This window comes from Mesonia hippocampi (assembly GCF_014197445.1).
GTDB lineage: Bacteria > Bacteroidota > Bacteroidia > Flavobacteriales > Flavobacteriaceae > Mesonia > Mesonia hippocampi.
Window position 1 is genome coordinate 151,458 of sequence record NZ_JACIFO010000002.1, and the last position, 17,104, is coordinate 168,561.

At 35.5% G+C, this 17,104-nt stretch carries 16 protein-coding genes; 5 read left to right on the forward strand and 11 right to left on the reverse strand.

What is annotated here, in order from left to right:
* Position 1: 1 nt before the first annotated feature.
* The 7 genes from GGR32_RS02850 to GGR32_RS02880 all read right to left on the reverse strand — a co-directional run bounded on the left by GGR32_RS02850 (position 2) and on the right by GGR32_RS02880 (position 8,288).
* Positions 2-1,774, reverse strand: coding sequence for a BatD family protein (locus GGR32_RS02850; RefSeq protein ID WP_183476175.1), 1,773 nt, complete (start codon positions 1,772-1,774; stop codon positions 2-4).
* Positions 1,775-2,686 (reverse strand): tetratricopeptide repeat protein, encoded by a 912-nt coding sequence (locus tag GGR32_RS02855; protein ID WP_183476177.1) that lies wholly within the window; start codon positions 2,684-2,686, stop codon positions 1,775-1,777. It abuts the gene before it with no gap.
* Entirely contained in the window at positions 2,661-3,710 is a 1,050-nt protein-coding gene (locus GGR32_RS02860) for a VWA domain-containing protein (RefSeq protein WP_183476180.1), read from the reverse strand. Before GGR32_RS02860 ends, GGR32_RS02855 begins: the two co-directional genes overlap by 26 nt.
* Complete coding sequence (locus GGR32_RS02865) at positions 3,711-4,721, reverse strand: vWA domain-containing protein (protein ID WP_183476183.1); 1,011 nt, start codon at positions 4,719-4,721, stop codon at positions 3,711-3,713. It lies immediately after the preceding gene.
* On the reverse strand, positions 4,721-6,343 hold the full coding sequence (locus tag GGR32_RS02870) for a DUF4381 domain-containing protein (RefSeq protein WP_183476186.1): 1,623 nt from the start codon (positions 6,341-6,343) through the stop codon (positions 4,721-4,723). Before GGR32_RS02870 ends, GGR32_RS02865 begins: the two co-directional genes overlap by 1 nt.
* A gap of 1 nt (position 6,344) precedes the next feature.
* Positions 6,345-7,211 (reverse strand): DUF58 domain-containing protein, encoded by an 867-nt coding sequence (locus tag GGR32_RS02875; protein WP_183476189.1) that lies wholly within the window; start codon positions 7,209-7,211, stop codon positions 6,345-6,347.
* 72 nt (positions 7,212-7,283) lie between these two features.
* Positions 7,284-8,288: an AAA family ATPase gene (locus GGR32_RS02880; protein WP_183476192.1), complete on the reverse strand. Its 1,005-nt coding sequence runs from the start codon at positions 8,286-8,288 to the stop codon at positions 7,284-7,286.
* 282 nt (positions 8,289-8,570) lie between these two features.
* Between GGR32_RS02880 and GGR32_RS02885 the strand changes: the two genes are divergently transcribed.
* The 3 genes from GGR32_RS02885 to GGR32_RS02895 all read left to right on the forward strand — a co-directional run bounded on the left by GGR32_RS02885 (position 8,571) and on the right by GGR32_RS02895 (position 11,055).
* Positions 8,571-9,707 carry an ATP-binding protein gene (locus GGR32_RS02885; protein WP_183476195.1) on the forward strand — a complete coding sequence of 379 codons (1,137 nt, stop codon included), beginning with the start codon at positions 8,571-8,573 and terminating at the stop codon, positions 9,705-9,707.
* A 2-nt stretch (positions 9,708-9,709) separates the two neighbouring features.
* Positions 9,710-10,438: a metallophosphoesterase family protein gene (locus GGR32_RS02890; RefSeq protein WP_183476198.1), complete on the forward strand. Its 729-nt coding sequence runs from the start codon at positions 9,710-9,712 to the stop codon at positions 10,436-10,438.
* A 65-nt stretch (positions 10,439-10,503) separates the two neighbouring features.
* Positions 10,504-11,055, forward strand: a complete 552-nt coding sequence (locus GGR32_RS02895) for an autotransporter outer membrane beta-barrel domain-containing protein (RefSeq protein ID WP_183476201.1) — start codon at positions 10,504-10,506, stop codon at positions 11,053-11,055.
* Between the two features lie 76 nt (positions 11,056-11,131).
* Here GGR32_RS02895 and cysK read toward each other — a convergent pair whose 3' ends face one another.
* The 4 genes from cysK to GGR32_RS02915 all read right to left on the reverse strand — a co-directional run bounded on the left by cysK (position 11,132) and on the right by GGR32_RS02915 (position 15,327).
* Positions 11,132-12,043, reverse strand: coding sequence for a cysteine synthase A (cysK, locus tag GGR32_RS02900; RefSeq protein WP_183476204.1), 912 nt, complete (start codon positions 12,041-12,043; stop codon positions 11,132-11,134).
* A 22-nt stretch (positions 12,044-12,065) separates the two neighbouring features.
* Positions 12,066-12,878 carry a serine O-acetyltransferase EpsC gene (gene epsC, locus GGR32_RS02905; protein WP_183476206.1) on the reverse strand — a complete coding sequence of 271 codons (813 nt, stop codon included), beginning with the start codon at positions 12,876-12,878 and terminating at the stop codon, positions 12,066-12,068.
* Positions 12,879-13,168: 290 nt separating this feature from the next.
* Positions 13,169-14,722 (reverse strand): L-piperidine-6-carboxylate dehydrogenase, encoded by a 1,554-nt coding sequence (gene amaB, locus GGR32_RS02910; protein ID WP_183476209.1) that lies wholly within the window; start codon positions 14,720-14,722, stop codon positions 13,169-13,171.
* A 62-nt stretch (positions 14,723-14,784) separates the two neighbouring features.
* Positions 14,785-15,327, reverse strand: coding sequence for a 3-hydroxyanthranilate 3,4-dioxygenase (locus tag GGR32_RS02915; RefSeq protein ID WP_183476212.1), 543 nt, complete (start codon positions 15,325-15,327; stop codon positions 14,785-14,787).
* 157 nt (positions 15,328-15,484) lie between these two features.
* Here GGR32_RS02915 and GGR32_RS02920 point away from each other — a divergent pair, with 157 nt between their 5' ends.
* Together GGR32_RS02920 and GGR32_RS02925 are read left to right on the forward strand one after the other, a co-directional pair.
* Positions 15,485-15,958, forward strand: a complete 474-nt coding sequence (locus GGR32_RS02920) for a GbsR/MarR family transcriptional regulator (protein WP_183476215.1) — start codon at positions 15,485-15,487, stop codon at positions 15,956-15,958.
* Between the two features lie 18 nt (positions 15,959-15,976).
* On the forward strand, positions 15,977-17,101 hold the full coding sequence (locus GGR32_RS02925; protein WP_183476218.1) for an efflux RND transporter periplasmic adaptor subunit: 1,125 nt from the start codon (positions 15,977-15,979) through the stop codon (positions 17,099-17,101).
* The last annotated feature ends 3 nt before the right edge of the window (positions 17,102-17,104 follow it).

A 17,104-nucleotide genomic window follows, 5' to 3' on the forward strand; every position in this document is an offset into this window, starting at 1 on the left:
TTTAAATTTCTTTATCGAGTTTTGTGATTACTTGAACTGCTGCACTATAATCTTCCTGTATTGCAGTGCTAGATGTGGGTGCATATCGTGCAAATTCGCAACTTTTAAGCAACTTAATAAACTGCTGAATAGTTATTGTATCCACGCCTTTTTCTTCCAGCAAACCTTCTATTTTCTCTTTGCTCATTTCTGCTGTAGATAGGCTTAGTTTGGCTTTTAAATAATTATGTAATGCTTTTTCTAAAGCGATATAAAACGCCTGCGAATCTCCTAAATTCTTTTTTGCAGCAGATAAATATTTTTTTGCCAACTTATCGGCTTTTTTAGAAGCATTTACAGATTCTGGTGTTTTTACAGCCGCTTTTTTACGAAGCATAAATAAGATTGGAATACTCCCTAAGGAAAGAAGCATAAGCCCCCAATACGTATAACTTCCTAAAAATGCCTCTTCTTTTTTATCAGATAAATTCCCATCTAATTTAATATATTTAAATTGCTTCCCAGCAGATACTACAGGTTGTTTTTGTACAGAAGTGTTATTTTCTTCCCCAGTGTATTGTGGTGTACTGCTCGCTAACGGGCCATTTTCTACGGTGATAAGAATTTCTTTTGAAGTTAATGTTTTGTACGTTTTAGAGTTTACATCAAAATACGAAAAAGAAATAGGCTGAATAGGGTATTTCCCTTTTTGCTGAGGTACAATGGTATAAGCATTGGTAATATTACCATACATTCCTCGCTCGTTTGTATTAACATTTTCGAGGTGTTCGGGTTCATAAACCTCTAGCGAGGCAGGTGTTTTTAACCTTGGTATTTCAAAGAGTTTAAAGTTCCCCTTTCCCGAAACCCTTACTTTTGCTTGTAGCGACTCTGTAGCATCTAAACTTGTTCTAGAAGCAGTTACACTAAAGTCAAAACTCCCGACTGCTCCCGTAAAATTGGCAGGCTTATCCTTTTCTGGTAAAGGTTGTACATCTATGGTACGCTCGGAAGCTGCAACGGTTTTGTCTATGGTTTCATATAGTCGTCTCCCAAAAATATCTCGCCTATTTGAAGGCACACCAACCCCAAGCGATATTGCCAATGGCTCTATTTTTAGTTTCCCCGTTTTTTGTGGATATAGTACCGATTTTTGCAGCACCACTTTTCTATATGGCTCTCCATTATAAGTGCTGTTTATAAAATTTAAACTTTTTATGTTTATTTCTTGACTCCAAAAATCTGCAAATTTAGGAGAGTCTATAATGTTGTAATTCGATATTTCTACCTTTGGACTTACATAGAGTACATATTCTACCAGAATACCTTCGTTTAAGTAAGGTTTTGTTTTAGACACTTTGGCTATTAGGTGGATATCTGTATCGGATAAAATTTCTTGATTATCCCCATCGGTAGGTGTGCTTACGGCAGCTGTAACGTTTATAGGTATTGGTGTTGTTTTATATAACTCTCCCTTAATCTCTACTGTAGCTTGCCCTATGGTAAAGTTTCCTCTTGCATTAGGTTTTAAGTAGTAGGTATATGTTTTTTCGAAGCTACGTTTTCCGTTTACCCAGCTATTTCTGATAGATTGACTAGGTCCTGCTACTACCGAAAAGCCTCTAAAGTCTGGCGGATTAAAATTATCGCCATTTTCGGTCATCGTAAAATCTATACGTAAACGTTCGTTAATCCCTAATTTTTCACGATTTGTTTTGGCTGTAAATCCTACCTCTTGGGCAAACGTAAAGCTTGCCAGTAGTAAAAAAAGTATACTTAGCAATTTTGTTTTCATTTACCAATCTTTATCTGTAGTTCGTTTTTGTCCTTTACTTTCTCGTTTTGCATTTATTTTCTCTTGCACTTTGCGTTCTTGGTTTTCCATCGCTTCTAGCAAGTTTTTAATTTGCTGTTCAGACATTTGCCCTTGTATGGGTTGTGGCTGCTTGTTTTGAGAAGCTTCGTCTTGTTCAGGTTTATTTTTTTCCTCGTTCTCATCGCCTTCTTTTTGCTGATTTTCTTTGTTATCAGCATCATCATTCTGTTTTTTATCTTCTTTATCCTGATTTTCGTTTTTATCCTGTTGATCTTTATTTTTATCGGCATCTTTTTTATCGCCACCTTCTTTATTATCCTTCTTATCTTGATTATCTTGTTGGTCTTGATTTTGATCTTTATTCTTATCGTCTTTGTCGTCTTTCTTATCCTCGTTCTTATCTTTATTTTCTTCTTGTTCCTGCTTTAGTTTTTCTCTAGCCAAAGCATAGTTATACCGTGTTTCATCGTCGGTAGGGTTATTTCTTAAAGCTTCTTTATAGGCTTCTACTGCTTGTTCGTACTGCTTTTGTTTCATAAATGTGTTTCCTAAGTTATGAAACGCACGATGTTTTGCAGCTTTATTTTGGGTTACTTTTGTGCTTCCGTGCAAACGTTGCCCGGCTTCCTTATTTTTTTCTTTTGTATAGTAAAGGTTACCCAAGTTGTATACTATATCTGGGTTATTCGGGTCTTTAGAAATTGCTTCTCTATACTTAGCTTCGGCTTGTTCAAAATTACCTTCTGCTAGGGCTTGCTGAGCTTCGGCAGCTAAACGCTGAGCTTCTTTTTGTTGCTGATTAGGTTTGGTTTGCGCATTTGCAAGATTCCCCGTACAAATTCCTAATAATATTATGATTATAAAGTTAAGCTTCATCTTCTTTCTTTTCATTAAACAAATTCAGCTTTGTAATCCACGCTGTTTTTCTATCAAGTGTAAGTACTTCTAGGAGTAAAAAGAAAATTCCTATTGCTAAAAACCATTGAAATTGGTCTTTATAATCGGCATATTTTTTAGTCTCCGATTCAGACTTTTCTATCGTTGCTAGGAATTTTTTTAGTTCCTCTGTTACTTGTTTTGTATTGGTTCCGTCAAGATAAATTCCGTTTGTTTCTTGGGCTATTTTTTTTAGGGTATTTTCGTCTAAACGTGTAATTACGGTTTCTCCGCTTCGATCTTTTTTATAGGTTCGGGTTACGCCTCTTTCTTTAATAGGAATTGGCCCTCCTTTTTTTGTACCTACTCCGATGGTTACAATTTTTATTCCTTTTTTGGCGGCATCTTCTGCATAAGCTTCTATATCGCCTTCGTGGTCCTCTCCGTCACTAATTAAAATAAGTACTCTGTTGGTTTGAGAATCATCATTATAATAGGTTTCTGCTAGCTGAATTGCCTCGTAAATGGCTGTTCCTTGGCTTGATAGCATATCGGTATTTAAACTTTGCAGAAACAACCTTGCCGAGCTATAATCTGTAGTAATAGGTAGCTGCGGGAAGGCACTTCCGGCATAAGCAACAATACCTATGCGGTCGCTAACCAGTTGATTGATAATTTGATTAACCAATTGTTTAGATTTTTCTAATCGGTTAGGGGCTATATCTTCGGCAAGCATACTTTTAGAAACATCCATAGCAAAAACAACGTCTACTCCTTCACGTTTCATGGTCTCCATACGTTCTCCCATCTTTGGATTTACCAAAGCAATGGTTAAAAATCCTAAAGCAAGGCATAACCAAGCTAATTTCAAAAAAGCTTTAAACGATGATTTATTAGGGCTTAATTTTTTAAGTAGTTCTGCCGAAGCAAACTTTTTTTGTGTTTTTTTACGCCATAAAACCAATAGCAGATAAACCAAGATTACCAAAGGTAAACTTAGTAGAAACCAAAAATATATTTTTTCTTCTAATACAAACATTTATACAAAACTTCTAAAAATTGTATTTCTTAATAAAACTTCTAGTATTAACAACAACAAAGCAAGAATAACAAGAGGCCTATACTTTTCATCGTAATTATAATATTTAAACTCTTCGATGTCGGTTTTTTCCAATTTGTTAATTTCGTCGTATATTTTCTGAAGCCCATCGTTATCGGTAGCCCTAAAATATTTTCCTTTAGTTACGCTTGCAATTTGCTGAAGTAATTTCTCGTCTATTTCTGTTTTTACTCTCGCATAACGAAATTTACCATTTGGATAAACAGCTACAGGAGTTAACGCATAACCATTTGTTCCTATACCTATGGTGTAAACTTTTATGTTGTATTCTACTGCCAATTCTGCGGCAATTTTAGGGTCTATAACTCCAGAGTTATTTACCCCATCGGTTAGCAAGATAATTACTTTGCTTTTTGCCTTACTATCTTTTAATCGGTTTACAGAAGATGCCAGCCCCATTCCTATAGCAGTACCTCCCTCTAAGATTTCAGAATACTTAATGTCTGCCAATGCGCTTTGTACAATGGTTTTATCGCTTGTAATGGGTGTTTTTGTATAGCTTTCGCCAGAATATACCACCAGACCTATCCTATCGTTAGGTCTTCCTTTTATAAAATCGGAAGCTACTTCTTTTAATGAACTTAAACGATCTGGTTTTAAATCTCTTGCCAGCATACTTGCCGATACATCTATTGCCATAACAATATCTATCCCTTGCATATTTTTTGTACGTGTAGAAACATCTACTGTACGAGGTCTTGCCATAGCGATGATAAGCAATGATAGGGCAATAAGTTTTAACAAGAATAATAGCGGCTGTAATTTAGGTAACACCCCTTGAGCTGTACGAAAACCTTTGGTGCTAGAGATATAAACCGCTGCCCGTTGTTTTTTACGTTTAAAAAAGTACCACAAAATAAGTAATGGTAAAAGTAAAAATAACCAAAACCATTGTGGGTGCTCGAAAGTAAAATTACTAAAATTAAACATTAATTATCATTTTTAAAATCTACAGAATTTACTATTCTGCTAGCTATCTCATCGGCAGCTTCATCATTATCGTTATAAATTACAATTACTTGCTCAAAACCGCCTTTCTCCCCAAAGTTTAAAATTTGGTAAGCTTTTTTTATCGTTTTTTTAGTTAGCGGATTCAATATATTAAATGAGCCTGTAATACGTATTCCTTCTATACCGCTATTGGTGGTAAAATTTTCATCTTTTACCATAATATTTTCTGCCCCTTGTTGCTCCATAAAGGCATAAACCCCATCTACGGTTTTAGAAAGGTCTATTTCTAATTGCTCAGCACTACTAATGGTGTTGACCATTACATATAAATTGTGCTGAATTTCGCCGGAAGAGAAACTCTCTATACTTGTACTGGCATTTTGTTTAATAACTTCTTGTGCATCCTCCATGCCTTGCCGTATCAACACTTCTGGCGTTGTTAGAGAAACTCCTGGAAAACCATAAGTACTGCTTATCCAATTGGTTTGTAAAAGCTCTTTGGTGGAAGTTCCTAAAAATTTTTGTTTTACAAAATTAACTCCGCTAACGCCTAAATAGGTTAACAAGCCAAGAACTACAACGGCAATAACGCTTATTGTAATGATGAGTTTACGGCGTTTTTTTCGTTTTTGTTGCAATGCCTCTTGGTAAACCAAATCCTGCGCTAATTCTTCTGGGGTTGGTGGCGGAATTGCATCACGCAAAGCTTCAATATGCTTTTCTGTACGGCTACGGTCTTCTTTTGCTGTTATTCTATCCGAAAAAACAGCCGCAAATTTTGCCAAATCGGCACGTTTAAGAATGGCTTCTAATTCTGCCAACACCTCATCGGTAATAAGCAATTTATTTTGTTCTTTTTGTGCTTTTAAACTTGTTATCAACTCGTTTGTTGTGCTTTCTAAAGCGCTATCGTCTATCTTCTCATCTATGTAGCGTTTTACCGCTTCTGTTAATACAGAATAGTAGGTTTTAATGTCGCCTTTTTCAAGCGTGTTATTAGCATCTAACTGGCTCAAAGCTTTTATTGCGTACTCGTAAGGAGGGAGTTTGCGTTTTTTTTCTTCTATAATTTTCTTTCTTTTTAATAAGAAAAGAACAAGTGCCGCAAGTATTCCCAGGCCTAACAATACCCATAAAATCCACCAAGGAAAACTTGATGGCGGATTTATTGCTACCGATGTTTTTATAGGAAACATTTCCTGCTTGGTTGTATCTACTTTTACGCTATTTACCAATACTTGTATAGAATCGGTTTGGAATTTCTGATTTCCAATGATTACTTTTTGTGGCGGAATTGTATATTTTCCAGAATCAAACTGTGTAAGTTTATATGGTTTCTGTATTTTATATGTTCTCCCTGAAAAAGTTGTATCGGGTTTAAGCGATGTTACCATTTCTAAGGGTAAAAATGTTTGCGATTCGGGGAAAACAACAACTTTACTGGTATCTGCTTCGGCAGTTAACCAATAGGTAATTTGCTCTCCTATTTTAAAGGCTGTAGAATCTACCCCTGCGTTTACTTGTTGTGCTTTTCCTGTAAAAGATACGAGTAAAAACACCAAGCCTATCAATACGGTATGTAAATGCGTAATCTTTTTCATCTTAAGCACGTTGTTTAAAATAACCCAATAGCTTTTTAACATAATTTTCTCCTACACAAGTATTTACCACGCCTGCACCACTTAACCTAAAACTGTTTTTAAAATAAGCTTCTCGTTCTTTAAAATATTTCTCGTACGCTAACCTAACTTTTTTAGAACCTGTATTTACCAAAGTAGTCTCTCCTGTTTCTTGATCTAGCATGCTTACCAAACCTAAATTCGGCATTTTTTGTTCTCGGATATCGTAAACTCTTATCCCAGTAACGTCGTGCTTTTTACCTAGAATTTTTAAGGGTTGTTGGTAATTATCGTCTATAAAATCTGACAACACAAAAACAATAGCTTTCTTTTTAAGCACGTTTTGTAAGTGTTTAAAAGCTAAAGAAATATCGGTTGCTTTGTGTTTTGGTTTAAATTCTAATAACTCTCGAATAATTCGTAATACGTGCGAGCGTCCTTTTTTGGGCGGAATGTATAACTCTGGTCTGTCTGAAAAAAGGAGTAACCCTATTTTATCGTTATTCTGAGTGGCCGAAAAGGCAAGCGTTGCGGCAATTTCGGTTAAAATTTCTTTTTTAAAACGTTCTTGTGTCCCGAACAACTGAGAGCCAGAGACATCGACCAACAGCATCATGGTGAGTTCTCTTTCTTCTTCAAAAACTTTTACATAAGGTTCGTTATAGCGCGCCGTAACATTCCAATCTATATTACGCACATCGTCGCCAAATTGATATTGGCGTACTTCACTAAAGGTCATCCCGCGTCCTTTAAAAGTAGAATGGTATTCTCCTCCAAAAACGTGGTTGCTTAACCTTCGTGTTTTAATTTCTATTTTTCGAACTTTTTTAAGTAACTCTTTCGTATCCATAATTTATCTAGTCATTTCCTTAACAGAGAATCGCTTTTTCTTGAAAAAACAACAATGGTAAAATGACGTTTCTTATGGCACTTCGATTTCGTTGACGATTTTCCCTACGATATCTTCCGAGGTGATATTTTCGGCCTCAGCTTCGTAAGTTATACCGATACGATGCCTTAATACATCGAGTACCACTGCGCGTACATCTTCTGGAATCACAAAACCTCTTCGTTTAATAAAAGCGTAGCATTTTGCTGCTTTTGCCATATTGATGCTACCACGAGGGGAAGCTCCGAAGGAAATTAACGGACTTAAATCTGAAAGGTTATAACGGTCTGGATAACGTGTAGCAAAAATAATATCTAGGATGTATTTTTCTATTTTCTCATCCATATACACCTGATTAACGGCCTCTTGTGCTCGCAATATTTGCTCAACAGAAATCACAGGATTTACACTACCAAAACTTCCGTTTAGGTTTGCTCGCATTACCAATTGTTCCTCGTTTAGTTTAGGGTAATCGATAACGGTTTTTAGCATAAAACGGTCAACTTGAGCTTCTGGAAGCGGATAAGTTCCTTCCTGCTCTACAGGGTTTTGGGTTGCCATTACTAAGAATGGTTTATCTAAAACAAAGGTTTTATCGCCAATAGTTACTTGCTTTTCTTGCATGGCTTCTAACAATGCCGATTGTACTTTGGCGGGCGCACGGTTAATCTCGTCGGCCAATACAAAATTAGCAAAAATAGGTCCTTTTTTTATGCTGAAATCATTTTCTTTAGCATTATAAATCATGGTTCCTATAACATCTGCGGGTAATAAATCTGGTGTAAATTGAATTCTACTAAAGCTTCCTTGTACTGCTTTAGAGAGGGTGTTAATCGCTAAGGTTTTTGCTAACCCAGGAACTCCTTCTAATAGAATATGACCTTTTCCTAGCAGTCCTATTAAAAGTCGTTCTACCATGTGCCTTTGCCCTACAATAACCTTATTCATTTCTGCGGTAAGCAAATCTATAAAAGCACTTTCTCGCTCTATTTTTTCATTTAAGCCGGCAACATCTACCGTAGTGTTGGTATCATTCATTTTACTTCAACTTTTAGCAATTTTGTTCTTTTTTACAGCTATGCAAATTGTAAAAATATTAATAGTTTCTTTGTTAACGATTGGTTAAATATAAAAAGATATTAGTTTTATCTTCGTATTGATTAGGATAATTTAATTTCTTATCACTTCTTAACCGCCCTTAAGAGACGACTGAAAAATTAAAATGTGACAACTTTTTCTTTATCTATTATTAATATGTTTTTTCAGAAAGCATTTGTACTTTAGTGGTTATAAACTTCGTTTTTAATTATTTAAAACCTTATGCTTAACAAACGTTTGCTTATAAAAAATTTATTGGCGCATAATGCGGAAAACAGTTTTTATGATAAGAAACGAAAAATAAATTTTAACGAGCGCGACGGGAAAGCCAAATTCCTTAAACACGTTTGTGCTCTTGCCAATAGCAACCCCGAAAACAACAGCTATATTGTAATTGGTGTTGAGGATAAAGACAACACCATTGTTGGGGTAGATTTTTTTGATGATAGCAAAATCCAGAACCTGGTTAATGCTTACCTTGTAAACCCTCCGTATATTACTTACGAAAACATTTTATTCCCCAACCTTCCCCCAGAAAAAGTGGTAGGCTTGGTATGCATAAAACCAAACCACGGGAAACTATGTTCGCTTAGAAAAAATATTTGGAAATATTACGGCGGGATGGTTTTCTTTAGGGAAGGAAGCATTAGCGCACCTAGAAGTTTTGATATTGAAATTAAAGATTTAAACTCCGCTCAAGTTAAAGCGATTGAAGACAACTCTCAAAACAATGTAAAACATACCCTTGATGGGGTTTTTGATTTTTTTAAACAAAATGAAAATTACCATCCCAACTATTATGTTTTTAAAGAATATTTTGTGGTGTGTTGGGCAGGAAAAAAAAAGCATACCCCTACACAAGATTACTACTCTCGTGTTAATATTGAACTTATTAATGAACATGTAAAACTGTTTTATTCGGCATTAGATGAAGTCCAAATCAACATTACCGAAAATGAATTTACCATTATAGAGTATGTACATTTAGGGCTGTATGAAACCTACAAATACTATCCTTTAGAAAAATTAACCATACGCTTTAAAAACAACATGAGCTACGAGCTAGATAGTGAGATGTTATTTAATCCGCCTCAGTTTTCAAAAAGAACACTACATCATATTTACAACATCAATATTAGCTTACTGCAAAAACTAGAAAACAACACTAAACTTACAGAAACGCAAAAAGCAGATTTACTTAAGCTCCCTGCAACATTGCTTTTATGCTACTTTAATGGCTTTGATAAGGCCTTAACAATACTAGAAAACGCCAAACTTTTACTTAAAAATCACAGTGCAGAAGTTTATATGCGTTATAAAGAAAGTATGCGAATTTCACGTAAGATAAAATACAATTAATCATGCCTAAAACTTATGCCATTGGCGATATTCATGGCGGCTTTAATGCGCTTAAAGAACTTATAGAAAAACTTCCTTTACAAACTCAAGACACCTTGATTTTTCTTGGTGATTATGTAGATGGGTGGAGCGATTCTCCTAAAGTAATTTCCTACCTAATGCAATTAAAAAACAACTATACTTGTATTTTTATAAAAGGAAACCACGACCAGTTATTGTTGGATTATTTCAAGAATAATTCGATGCCAGAACAATGGTTACATCATGGAGGAAAAAGCACGATAGACGCCTACAAAAACATAGATTCTAAAACAAAAAAGCAACATCAGGAGTTTTTAGAAAACTTAACGCCTTATCATATCGATGCCAAAAACAGGCTTTTTGTTCACGCGGGTTTTACAAATATAAAAGGACCTTCATTAGAGTATTTTCCCGAGATGCTTCATTGGGATCGCACATTGTGGGAAACCGCCTTGGTAACATCAAACAGTATAAATCTAGAACAAAAAATTTATCCTAAGCGCCTGCTTTTATTTTCAGAAATTTATATTGGGCATACACCTACAACCCGCATAGACCAATTTAAGCCCATGAAGGCTGCCAATGTTTGGAATATAGATACTGGTGCTGCATTTAAAGGAAGCTTATCTGCCATAGAAATAGGACACAAAACTATTTTCCAAAGTTCGCCTGTTTATAAACTCTACCCCAACGAAAAAGGCAGAAATTAACTTCAAAAAAAGAAAATGAAGTTGTTTTAAGAAGATTATTATATTTGCAACAAAATTAAAAAACCATGAAAAAATTTAGTCTTTTATTCCTTGCTGTATTTCTTTTTCAAGCAGCAAAAGCTCAGGTAGCCGATTATCCGAAAAATGAAATTAAATTCAATATTGCTAACGTAATGATTATCGCTTCTGCAGAAATTGGATATGAGCGCTTTGTTGCAGAAAACCAATCGATAGAATTTATTGCCCTTATTAACGACCGTATTAACTACCACTCTGAGAAAGGCTCTAGAAAATTTAAAACAAATAGCTTTAAGTTAGGATATAACTATTATTTTGGTAGCGAAACAGCAGGTTCTGGAATTTACGCAAACCCTTTTATAAAATTACGAACAGGTGATTTTGAAGAGCGCAAAAACATAGAAGGAACAGCTACTAAAATAACAACCAACATGGATGCTTTTATTATTGGTTTTGGCGTTGGGTATAAATGGAATTACGGAGATAAGTTTGTTTTTGGCCCCTATGCAAACATTGCCAGAAATTTTAGCGACAATACTAAAGACCGTTTTACCGCTTTTGAATTTAACACAGGTATAAGTATAGGTTACCGTTTTTAAGAAAATGTTTTCCTTAAAAAATAAAAGCACGACTCTTTGTTAAAGAAGTCGTGCTTTTTTGTTTTTTATACTACAGTTAAAACAAGCCCTCTACAGACAAATAGCGCTCACCTGTATCGTAATTAAAGGTAAGTACTTTTGCATTTTCGGGAATCTCTGGAAGTAATTTTGCTACCGCAGCTAGTGAAGCTCCTGTAGAAATCCCTCCCAATAAACCTTCTTTCAAAGCTACTTTCTTTGCATAATTAAAAGCCTCTTCTTTCTCTACGGTTAGCACCCCATCTATTAAAGAGGATTCATAAATACTTGGTTCAAATCCTGCTCCTATCCCCTGTAATGGGTGTGGCCCTGGCTCCCCACCAGATAAAACAGGCGATTGTGCTGGTTCTACGGCATAAACTTTTAGCGTCGGAAATTGTTCTTTCAGAACTTTTGCTACACCTGTAATATGCCCGCCTGTTCCTACACCTGTAACAAGATAATCGATTCCTTCTGGAAAATCTTTAATAATCTCCTGAGCTGTTGTTTGCCTATGAGCCTCAACATTTACGCTATTATCAAACTGTTTTGGGGACCATGCCTTAGGGTTTTCTGCCACCATAGCCATGGCTTTTTCTATTGCCCCTTTCATCCCTTTTTCTTTTGGGGTAAGCACAAACTCAGCTCCATAAACCTCCATTAACTTACGACGTTCTACACTCATAGATTCTGGCATTACCAAAATTACTTTATAGCCTTTTACCGCACCTACCATTGCTAAACCTATACCTGTATTTCCTGAGGTTGGCTCAATTATTACGCCGTCTTTTTGCAACGCCCCGTTCTGCTCTGCATCTTCAATCATCGCCAATGCAATACGGTCCTTAATGCTTCCGCCTGGATTGTTCTTTTCTGTTTTTATCCACACATTAGGGTGGCTTTCGTAAGTTCTCTTTAAATTTACAACTGGGGTATTCCCAATAAGTTCTAAAATGCTATTTGCTTTCATAATTATTTATATTTAAATGTATTTATATAACAAAATTGATGGGAGGAGGAAATGGTGCATTATCTTTTACAATTACCTCACTTTTATGATAAACTACCGTATAACTAGGTAATGAATTTGTAAGCCATACGTTTCCGCCTATAATGCTATGATCTCCTATTTTGGTTTCTCCGCCTAGAATAGTTGCATTGGCATAAATAGTTACGTGGTTTCCTATGCTAGGGTGTCGCTTTTGTTTTGCTAGGTGTTTAGCAACACTTAAAGCACCTAAAGTTACCCCTTGGTATAATTTTACATCGTCGCCTATAACGGTAGTTTCTCCAATTACAATTCCTGTACCGTGGTCTATAAAAAACTTTTTTCCTATTTGTGCTCCGGGGTGAATATCGATGCCTGTTTTTGAGTGTACGTACTCTGAAATTAACCGTGGTATCACAGGAATCTCTTGTTTCCAAAGCCAATGCGCTATCCTATAAAATGTAACGGCAAAAAAACCAGGATAAGAGAGTAGTATTTCACTACGGCTTTGCGCTGCTGGATCAAAATTATAGACAACCTCCAAATCTTCTTCCAAAATATCATGAAGGCTTGGAAGCTTCTCAAAAAAACGATACGCCTCTTGCTTTGCTTGTTCCTTGTCTGTTACACTTGCTAAAATTTCAAACAGTTGTTTTTTTAGCTTTTCTTCTTCCTTTTTAAAGTTGGTATATGTTATATAGGTTTCGTCTATGCCATAAAACCAGTAGAAAAATTGCTCTATCCATTTTTCTGTATTCTGTTTTGCGGGTAAGCAGCACGACCACTTTTTATTTTTTTCGAAAATAGTTTTACTCATTTCATTCGTATAAAAAAAGCCCCTCAATAATATAATTGAAGGGCTTTAATGATTTGATATTTTTAGAATTATCACCATAACAGTATTGCCCTATAAATAGGGAAGCAACAAGTCTGTTTTAACGATAATGTTTTCATTATTAAGTAATTTTATACGGCAAATATAGAATTTGTTTTACACGAAAAAAACAAAATTTAAAATTTTAAAATAATTATAACAAAAAACTCAGGTAACTTAATAGCTCCTGAGTTTTATTTTTCATTGCCTAAGTTAGGTTATTTCAAAACTTTTTACAAGTCAAATTTTATTCCTTGCGCCAAAGGCAACTCGGTTGTATAGTTGATTGTATTTGTTTGACGTCGCATATAAACCTTCCACGCATCAGAACCAGATTCTCTTCCACCTCCAGTTTCTTTTTCGCCTCCAAAAGCGCCGCCTATTTCTGCTCCAGAAGTTCCGATATTTACATTGGCTATACCACAATCTGATCCTTGTGTAGATAAGAAAAGTTCTGCTTCTCTAAGGTTGTTTGTCATAATTGCTGAAGATAAACCTTGGCGAACACCATTTTGTACTTCGATTGCATTTTCTACACTTCCTGAATATTTTAATAAGTATAAAACAGGGGCAAAAGTTTCGTGTTGTACAATTTCAAATTCGTTTTTAGCTTCTGCAATAGCTGGTTTTACATAGCAACCGCTTTCGTAGCCTTCGCCTTCTAACACACCGCCTTCTACCAAAATATTTCCGCCTTCGGCCACTACTTTTTCTAAGGCTTGCTGGTAATTTTTCACCGCATCCTTATCAATTAATGGTCCTACATGGTTATTCTGGTCTAACGGATTTCCTATGCGTAATTGTTTATAAGCATCTACCATAGCTGTTTTTACTTTATCGTAAACATCCTCGTGTACAATTAATCGTCTGGTAGATGTACAACGTTGCCCGCAAGTTCCTACCGCTCCAAATACCGCTCCTATAACTGTATTTTTGATATTTGCATCTGGTGTTACAATAATGGCGTTGTTTCCGCCCAATTCTAATAAGGTTTTCCCTAAGCGTCCTGCTACTTCTTTAGCTACAATTTTTCCCATTCGGGTAGATCCTGTTGCTGAGATTAATGGCACACGTTCATCTTTTGTCATAAACTCTCCAACGGTATAATCTCCTGTAATTAAACAAGAAATTCCTGCCGGCACGTTATTCTCTTCAAATACACGGGCTGCAATATTTTGACAAGCAACTGCTGTTAATGGGGTTTTTTCTGAACCTTTCCATACACAAGCATCTCCGCAAACCCATGCTAAAGCGGTATTCCAAGACCACACCGCTACAGGAAAGTTAAATGCCGATATGATACCTACTACCCCTAGCGGGTGATATTGCTCATACATTCTATGCCCTGGACGCTCAGAATGCATAGTTAATCCGTGTAATTGACGAGAAAGTCCTACGGCAAAATCACAGATATCTATCATTTCCTGTACTTCTCCTAAGCCTTCTTGATAGGATTTTCCCATCTCGTAAGAAACTAACTTTCCGAGTGGTTCCTTTAATCTTCGCAGTTCATCATTAAATTTTCGAACAATTTCTCCTCTTTGTGGAGCAGGCATTGTTCTCCATTCTTTAAAACCTGCAGAAGCTGTTGTAATTACTTTTTCGTAATCTTCGCGGGTAGTCGCTTTCACTTTCCCGATAAGTTGCCCGTCTACTGGAGAGTAAGATTCGATTATTTCTCCATTAGAAAACCAATCTGCTCCGGTAGAGGTACCGTTATTTATTTCTTCTATACCTAAAGCTTTTAGCGCTTCAGTTATACCAAATTCTGTTGCAATTTTACTCATAAATTGTTTGTTTTTAGTTTAAGGTTTGGTTTAGCTGCCACGAAAATACTAAAATAAAATGGCTATTCCACACCGGTAACAAAGCGTTTATCTGCTTGCATTACTGAACTACAGTTTTTACAAGTACGTAAATTTTTGTCTGAGTAGAAATGATTAAAATGTTGCAGAAAATCTGTTTCTATATTATTTAACGGAAAATAAACTTCGTGAAGTTTATGGTTGCAAGTGTCGCAAAACCATAACAGCCCATCTTTCCCTTCTAAATCTATACGTTTACGCTCTATGACTAAACCTATAGAGTTTTCTTTACGTACTGGAGAGTGAGGTATTTTTGCCGGCAACAAAAACATATCTCCTGGACCTAACTTCATGGTTTTTTTCTTGCCATCTTCTTGGATATGTACTTCTATTTCTCCTTCTAATTGATAAAATAATTCTTCAGTTTCATTATAGTGGTAATCCTTTCTGGCGTTAGGTCCTGCCACAATCATTACAATATAATCTCCTGCATCTTTATATAAGTTTTTATTTCCTACGGGAGGTTTAAGCTCTTCTTTGTGATCGGATATCCACTGGTGTAAATTAAAAGGTTTTTGTATTGGCATAATAAGTTTTTTAGACTCTAAAAATACGAAAACCTTTTTAATCTATAGGAATTAAAAATTGATACGCTAAAATATATTAATATTTTTTTAACCTTTTTTTAGTTCGGCATTAACCGAACCAACTATATATTTGTCGAACAAATTAAACAACCAATCGATGAATCAGATTTCAACAGAAAAGAAAAAGCAAATAGAAACCATAGGTTTATATTTTGAAAAAGAATTAGACCTTACGCCACTTACAGCAAGAATTCTCGGGTTGCTTATTGTTGCCTCATCAGATGGATTGTCGTTTGATCAGATTACAGAGGTAAGTTGCGCCAGCAAAAGCTCTGTTTCCACTAGTGTAAATTTACTATTACAACTTAAAGCTATAGAATATTTCACAAAGCCAAACGATAGAAAACGTTATTTCAGGGCAAGCTCAAACCATCTATACCTCATGCTTATTGATGAACTCGATGAAGTAAATAAAGGAATAGATATTATTGATACTATTATAGATTATAATAAAGAAAAAAAGGTAGAAAGATATCAACAAATTCGTCTAATATTCAGGGAATACTTATCGAAGCATCAAAAAAACATTCAAGAAACTTTAGATAAAATTTCAGCTATAAAAAACAACTAAATCAAATATAAAAAACCTATGAAAAATAAATTTGTACTATACACAGGGTATTGTTTAGCAGGTGCTATTGCCTTTATCGCTATTAGTTGCGGAGGTAAAGAAAACACGCAAACCGCTAAAGCACAAAAAGCCTTACCTTTTCCTGTTACTAAAGCAGAAAAAAGAGATGTAACTACATATAACACCTATCCAACACGCTTACAAGGAGAAGTAAGTAGTGATGTGCGTCCTAAAGTTGCTGGATATATTCAAGATGTACTGGTAGATGAAGGACAAGAAGTTAAAGCAGGACAATTACTGTTTAAACTAGAAACTCAAAGTTTAAGCCAAGATGCCGCGGCTGCAAAAGCTAACGTAAATGCCGCTCAAGTAGAAGTAGATAAACTAAAACCGCTTGTTGAGAAAAACATCATCAGCTCGGTACAATTAGAAACCGCAAAAGCTAAACTAAAACAAGCAGAAAGCAATTTAAGTGCTATTCAGGCAAATATTGGCTATGCTAATGTAAAAAGCCCTGTAAATGGTATTATTGGAAAAATAAATTACCGTAAAGGAGCTTTGGTAAGCGCACAAGACCCTTTGCCAATTACCACCGTTTCTGCCATTAAAAATGTCTATGCATACTTCTCTTTAAACGAAAAAGATTTCTTAGACTTTATGACGGAAAACCAAGCCAATACAAACGATTTAAGCAAACTTCCTGAGGTAAGTCTTGTTCTTGCTAACGGAAAAGATTATCCGCATAAAGGAAAAATAGAAACCATTTCTGGGAGTATCGATAAACAAACAGGAACCGTAACCTTTAGGGCCAAATTTAAAAACAATAATAATTTACTTAGAGATGGTGCTAGCGGAAAAGTACTTTTACCTATCCCTCATAAAAACGCAACTGTAATCCCTATCGCTTCAACATTCGAGCAACAAGGAAAAACTTTTGTCTATGAAGTATTAAAGGACAGCTTGGCAGTAAAACCGGTAACCATTACTACCGAAGCTGGAAAAGTTTATGTTATAGAGGACTTTGAAGAAGGAACCACCATTCTAGGTTCTGGCTTAAATAAAGTTAGGCCAGGAACTAAAATTACTCCTATTCCTACGCCCTTAGATAGTATCATCAATTCATTCAATACTGTTTTTAAATAAGAA